Raw genomic sequence first — 16,200 nt, 5'->3', positions numbered from 1 at the left:
CGACGCTGACAGGCAGCGTTAGCGCCAGTGTCAGTGTCAACGTAACCTCAGCGCGCAATGCCCAGCCGCGCCTTCGTCTCGTCGTATTCCTTCTTGAGTCGTGCGACGAGTTCGGCCACCGTGGGAACGTCGTCCATCAGGCCCACGCCCTGGCCTGCGCCCCAGATGTCTTTCCACGCCTTCGCCTTGTCGCTGCCGAAGTTCATGCGCGACTTGTCCGACTCGGGCAGCGCGTCGGGATCGAGCCCGGCGTTCACGATGCTTTCGCGGATGTAGTTGCCGTGCACGCCCGTGAAGAGGTTCGTGTAGATGATGTCCGCAGCATTCGCCTTGATGATGGCGCGCTTGTAGTCGTCCACGGCGTGCGCTTCCTGCGTCGCGATGAAGCGCGTGCCCATGTAGGCGAGGTCCGCACCCATCGCCTGCGCCGCGAGAATCGACCCGCCGTTCGCGATGGCGCCCGAAAGCACGATGGGCCCGTCGAACACGCGGCGCACTTCACCTACGAGCGCGAACGGCGACATCGTGCCCGCATGCCCGCCGGCACCCGCGGCAACCAGAATGAGACCGTCCACGCCGGCTTCGAGCGCTTTGCTCGCGTGCCGCATGTTGATCACGTCGTGCAGCACGATGCCGCCGTAGCTGTGCACGGCGTCCACGATTTCCTTGGCCGGCGCCCGCAGGCTCGTAATGAAGATGGGCACCTTGTGCTCCACGCACACGCGAATGTCCTGCTCGAGCCGCACATTCGACTGATGCACGATCTGGTTCACGGCAACGGGACCGATCACGGCGTCGGGGTGCGCGGCCTTGTGCGCTGCGAGCTGCTGCTGGATCTGCGTGAGCCATTCGTCGAGCAATTCCGCGGGCCGCGCATTGAGCGCGGGAAACGAACCGACGATGCCAGCCTTGCATTGCGCGAGCACGAGTTCGGGATAGCTGACGATGAACATCGGCGAAGCGACGACAGGCAGCGCAAGGTTTTGCAGGACGGCGGGCAAGGCCATGGCGAGAGTCTCCTGAGTGACGGCCGCGTGAGAGTGGCAAGCGGCTCGGCGATATGAGTGTAGCGGTGAAGCAGAGCGGTGCAGGGTGCACCGCGCGTCCCATCATGTGGGTCGTTTTAGAGAACGATCGTTCGATTATAGGCGATGCATCTGCCTTGCACGACGGGCCTCGTACTGGAAGGAGTGTTCGGGTTCTACGGATTGCGTGCGCCATCCCACCTCGAAGGTACCCATCCGCGTTCTACAATTCGCGAACCAGACCAACAACGACAAGAGACGACTATGTCCTTCGAGGCGTTCACACCCTTTCACGTGACGACTGCGACAAGCGGTGTCGATATTTTCGGGGTGAAGGGCGGGGCAGGTCCGCCCTTGCTGCTGCTTCACGGCCATCCGCAAACGCACATGATCTGGCATCGGTGCGTAGCTGCGCTGGCGCGGCACTTCACGGTGATTGCCACCGATCTGCGCGGCTATGGCGCGTCGGCCAAGCCCGCGAGCGATGAGCGGCACACGCCGTACTCGAAACGCGCGATGGCCGCCGACCAGGTCGAGGTGATGCGTCACTTCGGCTTCGAGCGTTTTCTCGTCTGCGCCCACGACCGCGGCGCACGGGTGGCGCACCGCATGGCGCTCGATCATCCCGGCGCCGTGGAGCGGCTGATGCTGCTCGACATCGCGCCCACGCTCGCCATGTACGAGGCCACCGACCGCACCTTCGCCACGCTCTACTTCCACTGGTTCTTCCTGATCCAGCCCGAGCCGTTGCCGGAGACGCTCATCGGCGCGAATCCCGATGTCTACGTGGAGCGCGTGATGGGTGGCCGCCATGCGGGTCTCGCGCCGTTCGCGCCGCAGGCGCTGGACGCGTACCGCAGCGCGCTGCGCCAGCCCGGCGCCGTGCATGCGATGTGCGAGGACTACCGCGCCTCCGCGACCATCGACCTGGAACACGATCGCGCCGACATCGAACGCGGCAACAAGGTGGCGTGTCCGCTGCGCGTGCTGTGGGGCGAGAAGGGCGTGGTGGGCCGCTGCTTCGATCCACTCGAAGAATGGCGCAAGGTGGCCCGCGACGTGAGCGGCCGCGCGCTGCCATGCGGTCACTACATTCCAGAAGAGGCGGCGGAGCCGCTGGTCGACGAGATGCTTTCCTTCTTCGAGGCGCTGGACCGCTGACGCGTCCTTGGGGGGGCCGGGGGCCTGGCATTAGCGTGAACAGGCCCTGGCGCTCACCTACGTCACGCGCGTTGCTGAATCACGGCAACGGCGGCAGCCGCCTTGCCACGGGTGTGGACTTCACGATGGCCGTGCTCGTTTCGGCGCGCTCGGTCACCTTCGCGAGAATCTCGTCGAGCTGATCGATGGAGTGCAAATAGAGCCGCGCGATGAAGCAGTCGTCGCCGGTGACCTTGTCGCATTCCACGAACTCGGGAATCCGCCGGATCACTTCTTCCACCAGGTGCAGCTGCCCCGGCAGCGGCTTCACGCGCACGATGGCCTGCAAGGTGTAGCCCAGCGCGCGCGGATTGAGGCTCACCGTGAAGCCTTCGATCACGCCCTGCGCTTCGAGCCGCCGCAGACGTTCGGTGGTGCTCGGCGCCGAAAGTCCGATGCGGCGCGCGAGTTCGCTCACGGGCTGACGCGCGTCCTCGGCGAGGGCGGCGATGAGTGTGCGATCCGTTTCGTCCAGCGTGACGGGCGCCGGACGTGCGGCAGGCGATGCAAGGCGTTTATTCATGATGGCCTTCGATTCATAGGCGAACGGGCATTCAAGCCTCAATTTCAGCATATCTATCGCGAGCCCGAATCTCTACACTGAATCGCAACTTCGTGTTGTCGACAAAGGAGAGTGACTGGCATGGCTTCAAGCGAAATCCGCCGCGGCGCCGCCGAGATGACCGTTGCGATGCTGATGTCGGGATCGATCGGCTGGCTCGTGGTGTCGTCGCAGCAATCCGCGCTCAACGTCGTGTTTCTACGCTGCGTGTTCGGCAGCGCCACACTCGCATTGATTTGCGCCGCGCTGGGGCTGTTGAAACGCTCGCTGCTGTCATGGCGCGTCGTCGGGCTCGCGATGCTTGGCGCCATCGCCATCGTGCTCAACTGGGTGCTGCTGTTCGCCGCGTATTCGCGTGCGTCGATCTCGATGGCCACGGCCGTCTACAACACGCAGCCGTTCATGCTCGTGGCGCTCGGCGCGGTCGTGTTTCGTGAACGCATTACCACGTCCACAGTAGTGTGGCTGCTGGTGGCGTTCGTGGGTCTCGTCTTCGTCGTGAAGGTGGAACCCGCTGTGCTCGCCGTGCCGGGGCAATACCTGCAAGGCGTTGCGCTCGCGGTGGGCGCAGCGTTCCTCTACGCGGTGTCGTCGATCATCACGAAGCACTTGAAGGGCACGCCGCCGCATCTCATCGCACTCGTGCAACTCGCGTTCGGCGCGGTGGCGCTGGCGCCGCTCGCGCGCTTCGACGCGATGCCGGTGACGGCAGTGCATTGGGCGCAGCTCGTCACGCTCGGTGTGGTGAACACCGGCGTGATGTACGTGCTGCTCTACGGCGCCATCCAGAAGCTGCCCACGGCGATGACGGGTGCGTTGTCGTTCATCTATCCCGTGGTCGCCATCGTGGTGGACCGCGTGGCGTTCGGGCAGCGCCTCGCATGGATTCAACTGGTAGGCGCGGTGCTGATTCTGCTCGCGGCGGCGGGTGTGAATCTGGGCTGGCGCGTGGTGCCGCAGCGGCGCGGGCGTCGGCGTGAAGCGGAGTCTGCTGCCTGCAATGCGTCTGTAGGCCGCCGTTAAGCCTGCGTCAAAATTCTGTAGGGAAATCACCGATGCGGGGCCCAAGGGGCGCCGGTATGATGCGTGGGACGCTGATCACGTCGAAAATTGCGCCGTTCGCTGTCCGCTGAAAGTGTTCACTTTAGGGCTTGCGAGCGGCTTTCTTTTTGATGCGGCGGCTAGATGGTTTCGATGGCCGCTCTCACCGTTCCCGCTTTTTCTCGCTTCACTCCCCCCTTCCGGCCTGCCTGATTGCGCGCGTTGAGGCTTCATACCGACGCGTGCGGTGCCGTGATGCGTTCGCCCTCCACCACCAGCGCACCGCTTTTCGCGAGATCTTCGAGCACGTTGCGCATGAGCACGGGCCACGCGTTGCGCGGTGCGAGCATGGCGGCCGCTGCGGCGATGATCTGCGCGTCGTCGAGCATCTCGAGCAGTGCCGCAAACGTCGTTTCCCGCAGTTCGAGCAGCTTGAACACGGTCAGCACTTTCAGTGCGTTTTTTGCGTTGCGCGTGGGATCGGCCCGCAGCCACGCCAGACGCGAAAACGCGCGGTCCAGCGCCTCGTGCACGTTCGCGAACGGCGCGCCGTGTCCCGGCACCACCACGGCAACGTCCAGCTTCGCAATGGCTTCGAGCACGGCCTGCTGCTCGGCAAAGCCTTCGTCGCTTTCGCCGTGCTCATGGGTTTCACCACCCAGCGCCGGAAAAATCACGCCGAAGCCGTTCTCCCATAGCGCGTCTGCGCTGATCAGTACGCGTTCGCTCGCGCAGTAAAGCATGACCGAATGCGGATCGTGACCCGGCGCGCCGAGCACCTCCCACCGCAGGCCGCCCAGCACGAGCGCTGTACCGGGCGCGAGGGTGCCCGTGAAAGCGAAGCGCTCGCAGGTCTGCGCGGTGCCGCGGAAGGTCAGACGGTGTTCGTCCCAGGCACTGACTGCTTCGGCTTCGGCGGTGGGAATCAGCGTGTCGCAGGTCCATTCGGCTTGCAGCCGCGCGTTGCCGCCGCAATGGTCCGAATGCAGATGCGTGTTCACGATGAGATCGAGCGGACGCGCACCCAGCGCGTGCCGCACGAGTTCGACGGTCTGTGCCGCATGCGTCGCGTAACCCGTATCGACGATGGCGGTGCGCGCGTCGTCCACGAACAGCACATTGTTGGACGAGAGCCAGCCGCGTTCGAAGACGCGCATGGAAGCGGGCAGGCGCGGCGTGATGGTGTTCAAGAGCGCCTCACGCAGCGGTGGCGGTAGAAGCCGAGGCTGCGAGCTTCGGCATCACGAGAATCGTCGCCTTGCCCACGACGACCGTTTCGCCGCGCTGGTTCGCGACGCTGCCTTCCAGTTGCACGAGGTCGCCGTTGAGGCTGGGCTTCCACCAGGCGTCGCGCACGCGCCACGTCATGACGAGCGTGTCGCCTGCATGCGCGGCGCGCTTGAGCTTGACGTCGAACTCGAGGCCGAGCGGCTGTGCGTACTGCGAGAAGTGCGTCGCGAGCAGCGCCATGAAGTGCGCCGTGGGCTGCGTGCCCGATGCGATGAGCCCGCCGAAGCGGCTTTGCGCGGCGTACGCGTCGTCGTGATGCAACGGGTTGCGGTCGTCCACGAGCGTGGCGAACGACTTGATCGACTCCGCGCTGAGCGCGAGCGTGCACATGCACGTTTCGCCAATGGTCACGACACGCGGCGGCGCGTTCATGGCGAGCCGACGAGTTGCGCGTGGCGCCGCTCGATGGCGTCCCACACGGCGCGTTTCGCGGCATCGTCGAGCGACGACCAGCCGGCGATTTCGTCGATGGTGCGCAGGCACCCTTCGCACCATCCGGTGGCCGCGCTCATCTTGCAGACGTTGATGCACGGCGACGGCACGGGCGTGCGGTCCTGCGCACGCAGCGGCAGCGTGTGGTCTTGCGACGCGCTCATCAGACTGCGTCGCGCAGCGCGACGTCCACGACGGGCGCGCCGGTCAACGCGATCAGTTCGTCGGGCGAGAGGTTGAACACCGCGTGCGGATGCCCCGCGGCGGCCCACAGGCTTGCGAGTTCGAGCAGGTCCGCGTCGATCAGCGTGACGGGCGGCACGGCGTGCCCGATCGGACAGACGCCGCCAATCGCGTAGCCCGTTTTCTCGCGTACGAACTTCGCGTCCGCACGACCCACGGCGCCCACGTGCGCCGCCACCTTCTTTTCGTCCACGCGATTCGCACCGCTCGCGATGACGAGCACCGGCGCGTCGTCTTCCACGCGGCGAAACAGGATCGACTTCGCGATCTGCGCGACCGAGCAGCCGAGTCCCGCCGCCGCTTCCGCCGAGGTCTTGCCGGTCTCGGGCAGCATGACCACGGGCTTCGCGTGACCGCGCTCGCGCAGCAGCAGCGCGACGCGCCGCGCGGAGTCGGGCAGGGCGTCGAGGTTGTTTTGGGTGCCCTGGTTCTCTTGGGTATCGGGTGCGATGTTTTCCGTCATGTCGGTGTTTCCGTTCGTGTTCATGTACAGCGGTCTTCGGGCGAGCTTCGCGGTTACACGCAACGGGCCGCAGCGTCGCGCGCTTTCGCGAGCAGCGCCTTGCCGGCGCGCGAAACGTTCGCGCGGCCAATGGCCGTCGAGATGAAATCGCCCGCGGCCACCACCTGATCGAGGTCGATGCCGGTGCGAATGCCGAGGCCGTTCATGAGGTACAGCACGTCTTCGGTCGCGACATTCCCCGTGGCGCCCTTCGCGTACGGGCAGCCGCCCAGACCCGCCACGGACGCGTGAAAGATCTCGATGCCTTCCAGCAGCGCCGCGTAGATGTTGGCGAGCGCCTGGCCATACGTATCGTGAAAGTGGCCCGACAGACGTTCGCGCGCAAACACCTTCGTCACGGCGTCATAGACCTCGCGCGTGCGCTTCGGCGTGCCGACGCCGATGGTGTCCGCGATATCGATCTCGTCGCAGCCCAATGCCGCGAAGCGCTCCACTACGTCCACCACGGAGGCCACCGGCACCTCGCCCTGATACGGGCAACCGAGCGCGCACGACACGCTGCCGCGCAGCCGCATGCCGTGCGCCTTGGCGGCGTGCGCAACCGGCGCGAAGCGCTCGATGCTCTCGGCAATGCTGCAGTTGATGTTCTTCTGCGAGAACGCTTCGCTCGCGGCGCCGAAGATGACGATCTCGTCGGCGTTCGCGACCTGTGCGCCTTCGAAGCCGCGCATGTTCGGCGTGAGTACCGAATAGATCGCGCCCGCGCGGCGCTCGATGCCGGCCATCACTTCCGCGCCGTCGGCCATCTGCGGCACCCATTTCGGCGAGACGAACGACGCGGCCTCGATGTTCGGAAAGCCCGCCGCCGAAAGCCGGTTGATGAGTTCGATCTTGATCGCGGTGGGCACGAAGTCCTTCTCGTTCTGCAAGCCGTCGCGCGGCCCCACCTCAACGATCTTCACTGCTGCTGGCAATGCCATGTGTGTCTCCTGCGGTTGTTCTGCTGCCGGTGTGGTGTCTCTGGCGGCCGGCCTCAATAGCCGCGCTCGCGCTCCACGATGCCGCTGATCGGCTCCCCGCGCGCGAGCGACGCGATCTTGTGCGCCACCTGTTCGATGCTTTCGTCGCGCAGCGTCTGCGCCGCGCTGTGCGGCGTGATGGTGATGCGCGGCTCGCGCCAGAACGGATGATCGGCGGGCAACGGCTCTTCGCGAAATACGTCGAGCGTGGCCGCCGCGATCTGGCCGTGCGCGAGCGCATCGATCAGATCGTGTTCAACCAGATGTCCGCCGCGCGCCACGTTCACGAGATACGCGCCGCGCGCGAGCTTCGAAAACGTGCGCGCGTTCATGACGTCGGCGGTGTCCGGCGTGTGCGGCAGCAGATTCACGAGTACCTTCACGCCATCGAGAAACGCGTCGAACGCCGCGCCATGCATTTCGCCCGACGAGCACGCAATACCCTCGATCCGTTTCGCGTTGCGGCTGAAGCCGCGCACCGGCAGGCCGAGCGCGGCCAGCGCCTGCGCCACCTGGGTGCCCAGCACGCCGAGTCCCATCACGCCCACCGTGAACGTGGCGCGCGGATGCGGTTCCAGCACCTTCCAGCGGCGCGCCTGCTGAAGCTGTTCGTACTCGTCGAAGCGGCGCAGGTAGCGCAGCACGGCATGCGCGATGTACTCGACCATCTGCTGGCCCATGCCCGTGTCTTCCAGCCGCACGAGCAGCGCCTCGCGCGGCAGCGTGCCGGGGAATTCGCGTTCGAGCCCGAGTATCGCGTCCACGCCCGCGCCCAGGTTGAAGATGGCGCGCAAGTCGTGGCGCCCCGCGAAAAGCTCGCGCGGCGGACGCCACACCACGGCATAGTCGGCGCTCGCCTGGTCGCCGGGCTGCCACTCGCGCAACTCCGCTTGCGGCAGCGCCTGTTGCAGACCGCGCAGCCAGGCGTCGTTGTCCGAGGTGTCGTGGTTCGAGTGCGGCTGATAGAACAGGATCTTCATCGAATGCGCGTGGGCTTTAGAAGGCTCAGGAAGGCAGGAGCGGGCGGGCAGAACGCCTGCATGTAAGCGGCGGCGGCCATGCGGAAGCGTCCATTCTACTTTTTCGACCGACGTTGCGCCCACGCGCAGCAAGACGTTCACGCCGAAGCGGCGCGATGGAAAAAACAAAGCAAAAAAAATTGGTTCGGCGCGGCGACGGTGCAGGCCACAATCCGTTCACAGATTCCGGAAGCGAGGAAAAATCATGCTTTCGTGCAGCAAATCGGTGTGGCCGCCGCGACTCGTGACGGTGCCGGGCCTTCATGGCAGCGAGGGCGCGCACTGGCAGACCTGGCTCGAACGCCAATTTCCGCGCGCGTTGCGCGTGGAGCAGGCGGACTGGGATGCGCCCAATCTCGCAGCGTGGGGCGAGGCGCTACGCGCGCTGCTGGCACGTGAGCGCGGGCCGTTCGTGCTGGCCGCGCACAGCTTCGGCTGCCTCGCGACCGCTCACGCGTTGCTGCAGGGCAGTTGCGCCGCGGATGTGGCGGGCGTGCTGCTCGTCGCGCCCGCGAGTCCGGAGAAATTTCGTTTTGCGGGCGCCTTCGAGCCGCGGCGGCTGCCGGTGCCGTCCATCCTGATCGGCAGCGAGACGGACCCGTGGATGCCCGCCGCCGGTGCCCTCGCGCTTGCGCAACACCTGGGCAGCGCATTCGTGAACCTGGGCGACGCGGGGCACATCAACACGGCCGCGGGCTTCGGGCCGTGGCCGCGTGCAAAGCACTTCGTCGATACGCTGATTCACTGCGCGGCCCCGCGCCGGTTTCGCGAAGGGGCGGGTGAAAACACGGCTGAAAGCGCGGGTGAAGACCCGGTGACGGAGGATGCGCACGCGTTCGTGTAGCGGCGCCGCTGTCCTCAAAGCATCAACGTATGCGTTCGATCAGCCGTGGCGGCAACCTTCGTGCTCATGCGCGTGCTTGTACTCGTCCGCGGGCAGCGCGTTCGCTGTCTGCGCACGAATGCCGAGCCGCGCGAGCAGCTTGCGGTCCGCTTCGGCCTGCGGGTTGCCGGTGGTGAGCAACTGATCACCGTAGAAAATCGAGTTCGCGCCCGCGAGGAAGCACAGCGCTTGCAACGCGTCGTCCATCTGCTCGCGGCCCGCCGAGAGGCGCACCATCGCGCGCGGCATCGTGATGCGCGCCACGGCAATGGTGCGCACGAATTCGAACGGGTCCAGTGCTTCCGTGCCCGTGAGCGGCGTGCCGTCCACCTGCACGAGATTGTTGATGGGCACCGATTCCGGATACGGGTCCATGTTCGCGAGCTGCGCGATGAGCCCCGCGCGTTCACGCCGCGATTCGCCCATGCCCACGATGCCGCCGCAGCACACGTTGATGCCCGCGTCGCGCACGCGTTCAAGCGTGGCGAGCCGGTCTTCGTAGGTACGTGTGGAGATGATTTGTCCGTAGAACTCCGGCGAGGTGTCGAGGTTGTGGTTGTAGTAGTCGAGCCCCGCATCGCGCAGCGACTGCGCCTGATGCGCTTCGAGCATGCCGAGCGTCACGCACGTTTCAAGCCCCATCGCCTTCACGCCGCGAATCATGTCTTTGATCGGCTCCAGATGCCGGTCTTTCGGACTGCGCCACGCGGCGCCCATGCAAAAACGCGTGGCGCCGTTTTCCTTCGCCACGCGCGCGGCGGCCAGCACGGCATCCACTTCCATCAACTTCTCGGCCTTGACGCCCGTTTCGTAGTGCGCCGACTGCGGGCAGTACGCGCAGTCCTCCTCGCAGCCGCCCGTCTTGATGGAGAGCAGCGTGGAGAGTTGCACGGCATTCGCGTCGAAGTGCTCGCGATGCACTTGCTGCGCGCGGAACAGCAGGTCGTTGAACGGCAGATCGTAGAGCGCGACCACGTCGGCGACTTTCCAGCGCGCGCTGGTGGCGTTCGTCGTGGTGGCCTGCACGGTGGCCGCTGTTTGCACGTTTGAGGTTTCGATGGAAGTGGAGGGCATGTCGTGAGTCCTTCGTGTCCAGGGTTGTCTTGAGCGTGTTCTATTGCGTGTTGAGCGGCGAGCGACGCGATATGTCGAGCGCGTGCAGCGTTTGCAGCAGCGATGCCGTGTCGAGGCAATCCGCCGCGGCATCGGCGGACGGACTCGCGAGATGCGGCACCACGCCGACGAGCGGCGCGTCGTGCTCGCGGCCCAGCCGTTCGCGCAGCGCGGCGATGTTTTCGTCGGCGAACGTCATGGCGGGGTCGACGCGATTGGCCACCCAGCCCGCGAGACGCAACCCGCGGGCGGCGATGGCTTCCGCAGTGAGCAGCGCGTGACTGATGCAGCCCAGCCGCATGCCCACCACGAGCAGCACGGGCAAGCCGAGCATGCGGGCGAGGTCGGCGGTGTCGCAGGTGTCCGTGAGCGGCACGCGAAAACCGCCCACGCCTTCCACCACCACGACGTCGGCGCGCTGCATGGCGTCGGCATGGCAGGCCACGATGCGCGCCGGGTCCAGCGTCACATGTTCGAGCGCGGCCGCGATGTGCGGCGCGGCCGGCTCTTTCAGCAGATACGGCGTGCGAATGTCGGGCGGCAAAAGCACACTCGCGGCGGCGTCGAGTTGATCGGCGTCTTCGTTGTGCCAGACGCCGTCACGCTCGAATGCGCCGGCCGCGATGGGCTTCATCGCCGCGGCGCGCAGACCCGCGCGCGAGAAGCCGCGCAGCAAAGCGGCAGAAACCAGCGTCTTGCCGATTTCCGTATCCGTGCCGGTTACAAAAAGCGAGCGCGGTTGCGTGATGTTCGAAGGCGTCGTGTTCATGATGCGGCCTCCGCCTTGCTGAGGCGAAGCAGCGCGGCCTCGAGCCGGTCCAGGTCGCCATGCGAATGGCCTGCCGAAAGCGAGATGCGCAAACGCGACGTGCCGGCCGGCACGGTGGGCGGCCGGATGGCGGGCACCCAGAGCCCTTCGCGGTCGAGGGCCGCGGCCATGTCGAGCGTGGCGTCGTTCGCGCCGATGATGAGCGGCTGAACGGCGGTGTGCGAATCCACAGGCAGCCAGCAGGTTTCTTTGAGCAGCGCACGCGTGCGTTCGATCAGTGCGTGCAGATGCGCGCGCCGTTCGTCGCCTTCGTCGCCCGCGATGATCTTGAGGCTCGCCGACACCGCGTACGCCACGGCAGGCGCGGACGCCGTCGTGAAGATGTAGGGCCGCGCGCGTTGCACGAGCCATTCGATCACCGTTGTGTGCGCGGCGACGAACGCGCCGGACACGCCGGCCGCCTTGCCAAGGGTGCCGACGCAAACCAGATGCGGCGAGCGCAACGCGGCCTGCGCGACGGCGCCGCGTCCTTGCGGGCCGAGCACGCCGAAGCCGTGGGCGTCGTCCACGACGAGCCATGCGCCGTGACGCTCAGCCAGCGCGAGCAGCGGCGCGAGCGGCGCTACGTCGCCGTCCATGCTGAACACCGAGTCGGTGACGATGAGCTTCGTTTGGGCATCCGAAGCGTCGAGCATCGCGCTCAGCGCTTCGACGTCGGCGTGCGGATAGATTTGCACGTCGGCACGAGAGAGCCGGGCGCCGTCGATGAGCGACGCGTGATTCAGTGCGTCCGAAAAGAGCGTCGTGCCGCGGCCCGCGAGCGCGGTGAGCACGGCGAGGTTCGCCATGTAGCCGGTGCTGAAGTAGAGCGCGCGTGGTGCGTCGACGAAGCGGCCCGCGAATGCCGCCAGGTCGTCTTCGAGTTGCGCATGCGCGCGCGAATGGCCGCCCAGCAGATGCGAGCCGCCGCTGCCCGCGCCGTAGCGCTGCGCGCCTTCGGCAATGGCGGCCACGAGTTGCGGATGCGCTGCGAGCCCGAGGTAATCGTTGCTCGCGAAGCCGATCATGTCGCGGCCGTCCACGATCATGTGCGCGGCGCACGGCGAGTCGATGGTGCGGCGGCGGCGCGTGAGGCCGCGTGCGGCGAGGTCGGCGAGAGCCTGTTCGAGCGAGTCGAGCAACTGCATCAGTGCGCCTCCTTCAGCGTGGCGTCGAAAGTATCGAGCGTGCGTTCGGCGAGCAGCGCCTGTTCGTTTGCGTCGAGCACGTAGGGCGGCATCAGGTACACCGTCGTGCCGATGGGGCGCAGCAGCAGTTCGCGCTGCAACGCGTGCTGGAAGAAGCGGCGCGAGAAGGTCTTCGCGTGCTGCGCGTCATCGATGACGGCATCGAACGCGAAGAGCGTGCCGCACTGACGGAAGTGGCGCACGCGCGCATGCGCGGCCAGCGGCGCAAGCGCCTCGCGCAGATGCGCTGACTTGCGCGCGTTCGTGGCGAGCACGTCGTCGCTTGCGAAGAGATCCAGCGTGGCGAGCGCCGCGCGGCACGCGAGCGGATTGCCCGTGTACGAATGCGAGTGCAGGAAGCCGCGCGCCGTGTCGTCGTCGTAGAACGCGGCGTAGATGTCGTCGCGCGACAGCACGAGCGAGAGCGGCAGATACCCGCCGCTGATGCCCTTCGAAAGACACAGAAAGTCCGGCCAGATGCCCGCCTGCTCGCAGGCGAAGAAGGTGCCGGTGCGTCCGCATCCAACGGCGATTTCGTCGGCGATCAGGTGAACGCCGTACTGGTCGCACAGCGCGCGCAGGCCGGCGAGATACGAGACGTCGTGCATCGCCATGCCGGCCGCGCACTGCACGAGTGGTTCGACGATCAACGCCGCGATCTGTGCGCTCTTCGCTTCGAACAGTGCGCGCACGTCTGCAAGGGCGCGGCGCGCGACGTCGGCGGCGCTTTCGCCTTCGCGTGCGAGCCGCGCGTCCGGTGACGCCACGACGTGCGCGTGGCGAATGAGCGGATCGTAGGCGTCCTTGAAGAGCGACACGTCCGTCACGCCGAGCGCGCCGATGGTCTCGCCGTGATAGCCGTTCGCCACGCAGACGAACTCGCGCTTGTTGCTGAAGCCGCGATTGCGCCAGGCATGGAAGCTCATCTTCAACGCGATCTCGACAGCGGATGCGCCGTCCGACGCGAAGAACGCGTGGCCCAGCGTGTGGTGCGTGAGCGCGGCGAGGCGCTCGGCCAGCTCCACGGCGGGCTCGTGCGTGCAGCCCGCGAGCATGACGTGTTCGAGCGTATCGAGCTGCGCCTTCAGGGCCGCGTTGATGCGCGGGTTCGCGTGGCCGAACAGGTTGACCCACCAGGAGCTGATGGCGTCGAGATAGCGGTGGCCGTCGCGGTCGTAGAGCCACGCGCCCTTCGCGTGCGAGACGGCGACGAGCGGCAGCCGCTCGTGATGCTTCATCTGCGTACACGGGTGCCACACGGCGCGCAGGCTGCGGGCCACCCAGTCTTCGGTTGCCAGGTTGTTCAAGACTCGCTACTCCGGCGCATGGACGCAGCGGACGGTGCGCGAAGCGCGGCACGCTGCGTCGTCATGCGAATGTTTCGGGACTTCGGATCGGATCGCGTGGCGCTTGTGCGTTCGCGTCGCGCGAAGGCTGCCGGCCATGTGCGGTGCGGCGCGCATGGGTTGGCGCGAAGTGCATCGAAGGCACGTTTCGCAGCGTCGCCATGCGGCTCGCCAGGACGGCAGCGGCGTCGAGATTAGCGCGTAACGAGCCGCAATGCACTACCGCGAAAATAGGCCCGGAAGCCTTGCTGGGCGGGCGTTCGAGGCAGTTCGGGGCAGCACGGAACGGTTCGGGACAGAAGGCTCGAAATCGCCGTAGATGACGACGGCAAAGTGAGCTACCCCTTGTGCAAAAAATCGTGTGGAGCGTGGACGAAATGCGGGTTTTCGGTGGGACCGTCCAGGGCTTTTCGCGAAATGCGACGCGCGGAGCGCGCTACGCGGGCGACGAGCCGCAACGACCGGAAGCGCGTGGGGAAGGGAGGCGAGTGGAGGTCGGAAGCGGCAGGGCGCTGGGAACGCAGCAAGCGCAGATCGCGCTGTACGGCACGAGAGACGCAACGCAATCAGCGAAGAAGGCTCGTGCGAGCCGACGGCCGGCGCCGCCGTGAGAGAGAACCGTGAGAGAAGGCCCGCGAGAGAAGGCCCGCGAGAGAAAGGCCCGCCGAAGGATCAGCGGCTCGCGATGGCCGGCGTTTCGCCCGCGGTGACCGCGGTATCGCGCGCCGTGACGCTGCGATCGTCACGCTGGCCGGCATCCTCGGTGTCCGCGGACGCTTGCGCCGTGGCATGGCCGTCGTCCTTCCACACCACCGAGTCGTTGACCGCGTAGAGGCGGCACGCGCCCGCGCCTTCCTTCTGGCAGTTCGCGATGGCCACGGCCATCGGGTTGTCGCCGCCTTCGGCCCACGACCAGGCGCCGTTCTCGGAGACCGCAAACGCGCGGCTCGGATACTGCTTGAGGAAGTTGCGATACCCCGCGCGGCCTGTTTCGTCGAGGAACGGCACGGCGTTCACGGCGTCGAGGGCCGCGAAGTCAGTCGGCTTGGGCTGCGCCGGATCGGACACGCGATATTCCACCGCCGTGGGCATGCCGATGCGCCGCAGGAACGTATCGACGGCCGGCCACCAGACATGCACGCCGTCGCGGTCGCCTACGAGGCGATGGGCGTCGTTCTTGTAAGAGCCGAAATCGATGAGCCGGGCTTCGACGTCCGGCCTGGTCGCGCCGCCCGTCTGCGCCTGCGTGTACGCGCTGTACATGCGCGTGACGAGCGTGGCGGGCCACACCGAATCGTTGTCGCCGTAGAGCCACAGCGAAGGCACCTGGGTCTTCGCGCCGTACGCGCCGAACGCGTGCGTGAGGTTGTCCTGCCAGCCGGTGCAGGCGTCCTGACGCAGGCCGCCCGAGAAGTTGATGAGGCCGCGCACGCCGGCTTTCGCTTCGGTGCCGTAGGCGATGGTGGCGAGCCCGCCGTGCGAGGTGCCCGCCACGACGATGTGCTGGGCGTCCACGTACGGCTGCTTCGTCATGTAGTCGATGGTCGCGGCCACGTCCGCAGCCTGGCCGAGGCCATTGCGTTCCACGTCGCAGCCGTCCTGCTCGTAGGTGCCGCCCGAGCCCGCAAAGCCGCGACGATTCGGCGCTACCACCACGTAGCCGCGGCGCACGAATTCGCGCGCGAGCGACATCGGCTCGCTGCGAGCCTGGCCGCGCGGGTCGCCGGGAATCTTGCCGTGGTTGAAGACGATCATCGGGAACGGGCCGAGACCGTCGGGACGATAGATCGTGGTTTCGAGCGTCACGCTGCCCGTTGCGTCGGCCGGAATGCGGATGATCTGCTCGTTGAGGCGCGCGCCGACGCGCGGCTCGCTGCCGTAGTCGAAACTGAGGCTGGGCACGCGGGCGCTGGCGAGCGGGCCGGGCGCGAGGGTGGCAGCGGAGTTGGCGGAGTTCGCGACAGAGACGGGCGCGTCAAACGTGCCCGCGTGCACGTTCGATACCGTGCCCACGGCGCAGACCGCTGCCCATCCGGCGAGAATCTTTTTGAAATCCATCCGCTGCATTCAGCTACCCGAACCCGCTTTTAAGCTCTGCTTTTAAGCCCTTGAGGCCGCCCACCGTCCGTTTTGCGGACACAGCGAGATTCCCGCGCATGTGCGCTTTCGCACACACGGCAGCCGAACCCGCCAAGGGGAGAAAAACGGCCGGGCATTTCTTCATGGATCTTCCCGAAACCACGCCGAAATGCCGCTCAACAGGCACACGCCCAGACCTTCATTCGCCACCGGCCGCCGACGCGCTCGCTGGAGCGCCGACCGGGGCAAGCCAACAGAACCAAAACGTCAGCTTTACGAATGAAATCCGATAGTTGGGAGACGCTTGAACCGACCCCACAACCCCGCGGAACCTGGAAATGATCCTCGCACGACAAATTACCTTTGTGCAATTCGGGGGTAACCCGCGCACGCGTGGCGACAAGGCTTGCGGAAAATGGGGCTGCGGCGCAGAACCGCGCCGGGCCGTGTTTTACTGGCCGGGCGCTCGAAATCGGTAAGAGACTCGGGA

16 protein-coding genes are annotated in these 16,200 nt (G+C 66.6%); 3 read left to right on the top strand and 13 right to left on the bottom strand.

Going from position 1 to position 16,200, the window contains the following annotated elements:
* Nucleotides 1-47: 47 nt before the first annotated feature.
* Nucleotides 48-1,007 carry an NAD(P)H-dependent flavin oxidoreductase gene (locus PKKP23_RS27520; protein WP_017772516.1) on the bottom strand — a complete coding sequence of 320 codons (960 nt, stop codon included), beginning with the start codon at nt 1,005-1,007 and terminating at the stop codon, nt 48-50.
* A gap of 282 nt (nt 1,008-1,289) precedes the next feature.
* Here PKKP23_RS27520 and PKKP23_RS27515 point away from each other — a divergent pair, with 282 nt between their 5' ends.
* Entirely contained in the window at nt 1,290-2,186 is an 897-nt protein-coding gene (locus PKKP23_RS27515) for an alpha/beta fold hydrolase (protein ID WP_017772517.1), read from the top strand.
* 79 nt (nt 2,187-2,265) lie between these two features.
* Here PKKP23_RS27515 and PKKP23_RS27510 read toward each other — a convergent pair whose 3' ends face one another.
* Nucleotides 2,266-2,748, bottom strand: a complete 483-nt coding sequence (locus PKKP23_RS27510) for an Lrp/AsnC family transcriptional regulator (protein WP_126879229.1) — start codon at nt 2,746-2,748, stop codon at nt 2,266-2,268.
* A gap of 120 nt (nt 2,749-2,868) precedes the next feature.
* Between PKKP23_RS27510 and PKKP23_RS27505 the strand changes: the two genes are divergently transcribed.
* Nucleotides 2,869-3,810 carry a DMT family transporter gene (locus PKKP23_RS27505; protein ID WP_126879228.1) on the top strand — a complete coding sequence of 314 codons (942 nt, stop codon included), beginning with the start codon at nt 2,869-2,871 and terminating at the stop codon, nt 3,808-3,810.
* A gap of 248 nt (nt 3,811-4,058) precedes the next feature.
* Here PKKP23_RS27505 and PKKP23_RS27500 read toward each other — a convergent pair whose 3' ends face one another.
* Genes PKKP23_RS27500 through PKKP23_RS27475 form a run of 6 tightly spaced genes read right to left on the bottom strand, consistent with a single transcriptional unit; the run spans nt 4,059 to nt 8,255 of the window.
* Nucleotides 4,059-4,985, bottom strand: coding sequence for an MBL fold metallo-hydrolase (locus PKKP23_RS27500; RefSeq protein ID WP_126879257.1), 927 nt, complete (start codon nt 4,983-4,985; stop codon nt 4,059-4,061).
* Nucleotides 4,986-5,025: 40 nt separating this feature from the next.
* A complete protein-coding gene (locus PKKP23_RS27495; RefSeq protein WP_126879227.1) occupies nt 5,026-5,490 on the bottom strand; it encodes a MaoC family dehydratase in 465 nt (154 codons plus the stop codon).
* A complete protein-coding gene (locus PKKP23_RS27490; protein WP_126879226.1) occupies nt 5,487-5,714 on the bottom strand; it encodes a DUF1289 domain-containing protein in 228 nt (75 codons plus the stop codon). The genes PKKP23_RS27495 and PKKP23_RS27490 overlap by 4 nt, the downstream gene beginning before the upstream one ends.
* Nucleotides 5,714-6,256, bottom strand: coding sequence for a YbaK/EbsC family protein (locus tag PKKP23_RS27485; protein WP_126879256.1), 543 nt, complete (start codon nt 6,254-6,256; stop codon nt 5,714-5,716). Before PKKP23_RS27485 ends, PKKP23_RS27490 begins: the two co-directional genes overlap by 1 nt.
* A gap of 53 nt (nt 6,257-6,309) precedes the next feature.
* Nucleotides 6,310-7,236 carry a hydroxymethylglutaryl-CoA lyase gene (locus PKKP23_RS27480; protein ID WP_126879225.1) on the bottom strand — a complete coding sequence of 309 codons (927 nt, stop codon included), beginning with the start codon at nt 7,234-7,236 and terminating at the stop codon, nt 6,310-6,312.
* A 53-nt stretch (nt 7,237-7,289) separates the two neighbouring features.
* Nucleotides 7,290-8,255 (bottom strand): 2-hydroxyacid dehydrogenase, encoded by a 966-nt coding sequence (locus PKKP23_RS27475; RefSeq protein WP_126879224.1) that lies wholly within the window; start codon nt 8,253-8,255, stop codon nt 7,290-7,292.
* Nucleotides 8,256-8,499: 244 nt separating this feature from the next.
* Between PKKP23_RS27475 and PKKP23_RS27470 the strand changes: the two genes are divergently transcribed.
* Nucleotides 8,500-9,138, top strand: coding sequence for an RBBP9/YdeN family alpha/beta hydrolase (locus PKKP23_RS27470; RefSeq protein ID WP_017772526.1), 639 nt, complete (start codon nt 8,500-8,502; stop codon nt 9,136-9,138).
* Between the two features lie 39 nt (nt 9,139-9,177).
* Here PKKP23_RS27470 and bioB read toward each other — a convergent pair whose 3' ends face one another.
* The 5 genes from bioB to PKKP23_RS27445 form a co-directional block, all read right to left on the bottom strand.
* Nucleotides 9,178-10,251 (bottom strand): biotin synthase BioB, encoded by a 1,074-nt coding sequence (bioB, locus tag PKKP23_RS27465; protein WP_240659160.1) that lies wholly within the window; start codon nt 10,249-10,251, stop codon nt 9,178-9,180.
* 40 nt (nt 10,252-10,291) lie between these two features.
* Nucleotides 10,292-11,038 carry a dethiobiotin synthase gene (bioD, locus tag PKKP23_RS27460; RefSeq protein WP_126879254.1) on the bottom strand — a complete coding sequence of 249 codons (747 nt, stop codon included), beginning with the start codon at nt 11,036-11,038 and terminating at the stop codon, nt 10,292-10,294.
* 17 nt (nt 11,039-11,055) lie between these two features.
* Nucleotides 11,056-12,246: an 8-amino-7-oxononanoate synthase gene (gene bioF, locus PKKP23_RS27455; RefSeq protein WP_126879223.1), complete on the bottom strand. Its 1,191-nt coding sequence runs from the start codon at nt 12,244-12,246 to the stop codon at nt 11,056-11,058.
* Nucleotides 12,246-13,592: an adenosylmethionine--8-amino-7-oxononanoate transaminase gene (bioA, locus tag PKKP23_RS27450; RefSeq protein WP_126879222.1), complete on the bottom strand. Its 1,347-nt coding sequence runs from the start codon at nt 13,590-13,592 to the stop codon at nt 12,246-12,248. Before bioA ends, bioF begins: the two co-directional genes overlap by 1 nt.
* 711 nt (nt 13,593-14,303) lie before the next feature.
* A complete protein-coding gene (locus tag PKKP23_RS27445; RefSeq protein ID WP_126879221.1) occupies nt 14,304-15,689 on the bottom strand; it encodes a dienelactone hydrolase family protein in 1,386 nt (461 codons plus the stop codon).
* Nucleotides 15,690-16,200: the final 511 nt, after the last annotated feature.

The organism is Paraburkholderia kururiensis JCM 10599 = LMG 19447 (assembly GCF_003986935.1).
GTDB classification, from domain to species: Bacteria; Pseudomonadota; Gammaproteobacteria; order Burkholderiales; family Burkholderiaceae; genus Paraburkholderia; species Paraburkholderia kururiensis.
The sequence above is the reverse complement of the archived record's forward strand: the minus strand, read 5'-3'. Positions and strand labels throughout refer to the sequence as shown.

What these genes read in the sequence shown, in the direction of transcription:
- PKKP23_RS27520 (WP_017772516.1), bottom strand. Translation starts at nt 1,007, where the DNA reads ATGGCCTTGCCCGCCGTCCTGCAAAACCTTGCGCTGCCTGTCGTCGCT.
- PKKP23_RS27515 (WP_017772517.1), top strand. Translation starts at nt 1,290, where the DNA reads ATGTCCTTCGAGGCGTTCACACCCTTTCACGTGACGACTGCGACAAGC.
- PKKP23_RS27510 (WP_126879229.1), bottom strand. Translation starts at nt 2,748, where the DNA reads ATGAATAAACGCCTTGCATCGCCTGCCGCACGTCCGGCGCCCGTCACG.
- PKKP23_RS27505 (WP_126879228.1), top strand. Translation starts at nt 2,869, where the DNA reads ATGGCTTCAAGCGAAATCCGCCGCGGCGCCGCCGAGATGACCGTTGCG.
- PKKP23_RS27500 (WP_126879257.1), bottom strand. Translation starts at nt 4,985, where the DNA reads ATGCGCGTCTTCGAACGCGGCTGGCTCTCGTCCAACAATGTGCTGTTC.
- PKKP23_RS27495 (WP_126879227.1), bottom strand. Translation starts at nt 5,490, where the DNA reads ATGAACGCGCCGCCGCGTGTCGTGACCATTGGCGAAACGTGCATGTGC.
- PKKP23_RS27490 (WP_126879226.1), bottom strand. Translation starts at nt 5,714, where the DNA reads ATGAGCGCGTCGCAAGACCACACGCTGCCGCTGCGTGCGCAGGACCGC.
- PKKP23_RS27485 (WP_126879256.1), bottom strand. Translation starts at nt 6,256, where the DNA reads ATGACGGAAAACATCGCACCCGATACCCAAGAGAACCAGGGCACCCAA.
- PKKP23_RS27480 (WP_126879225.1), bottom strand. Translation starts at nt 7,236, where the DNA reads ATGGCATTGCCAGCAGCAGTGAAGATCGTTGAGGTGGGGCCGCGCGAC.
- PKKP23_RS27475 (WP_126879224.1), bottom strand. Translation starts at nt 8,255, where the DNA reads ATGAAGATCCTGTTCTATCAGCCGCACTCGAACCACGACACCTCGGAC.
- PKKP23_RS27470 (WP_017772526.1), top strand. Translation starts at nt 8,500, where the DNA reads ATGCTTTCGTGCAGCAAATCGGTGTGGCCGCCGCGACTCGTGACGGTG.
- bioB (WP_240659160.1), bottom strand. Translation starts at nt 10,251, where the DNA reads ATGCCCTCCACTTCCATCGAAACCTCAAACGTGCAAACAGCGGCCACC.
- bioF (WP_126879223.1), bottom strand. Translation starts at nt 12,246, where the DNA reads ATGCAGTTGCTCGACTCGCTCGAACAGGCTCTCGCCGACCTCGCCGCA.
- PKKP23_RS27445 (WP_126879221.1), bottom strand. Translation starts at nt 15,689, where the DNA reads ATGGATTTCAAAAAGATTCTCGCCGGATGGGCAGCGGTCTGCGCCGTG.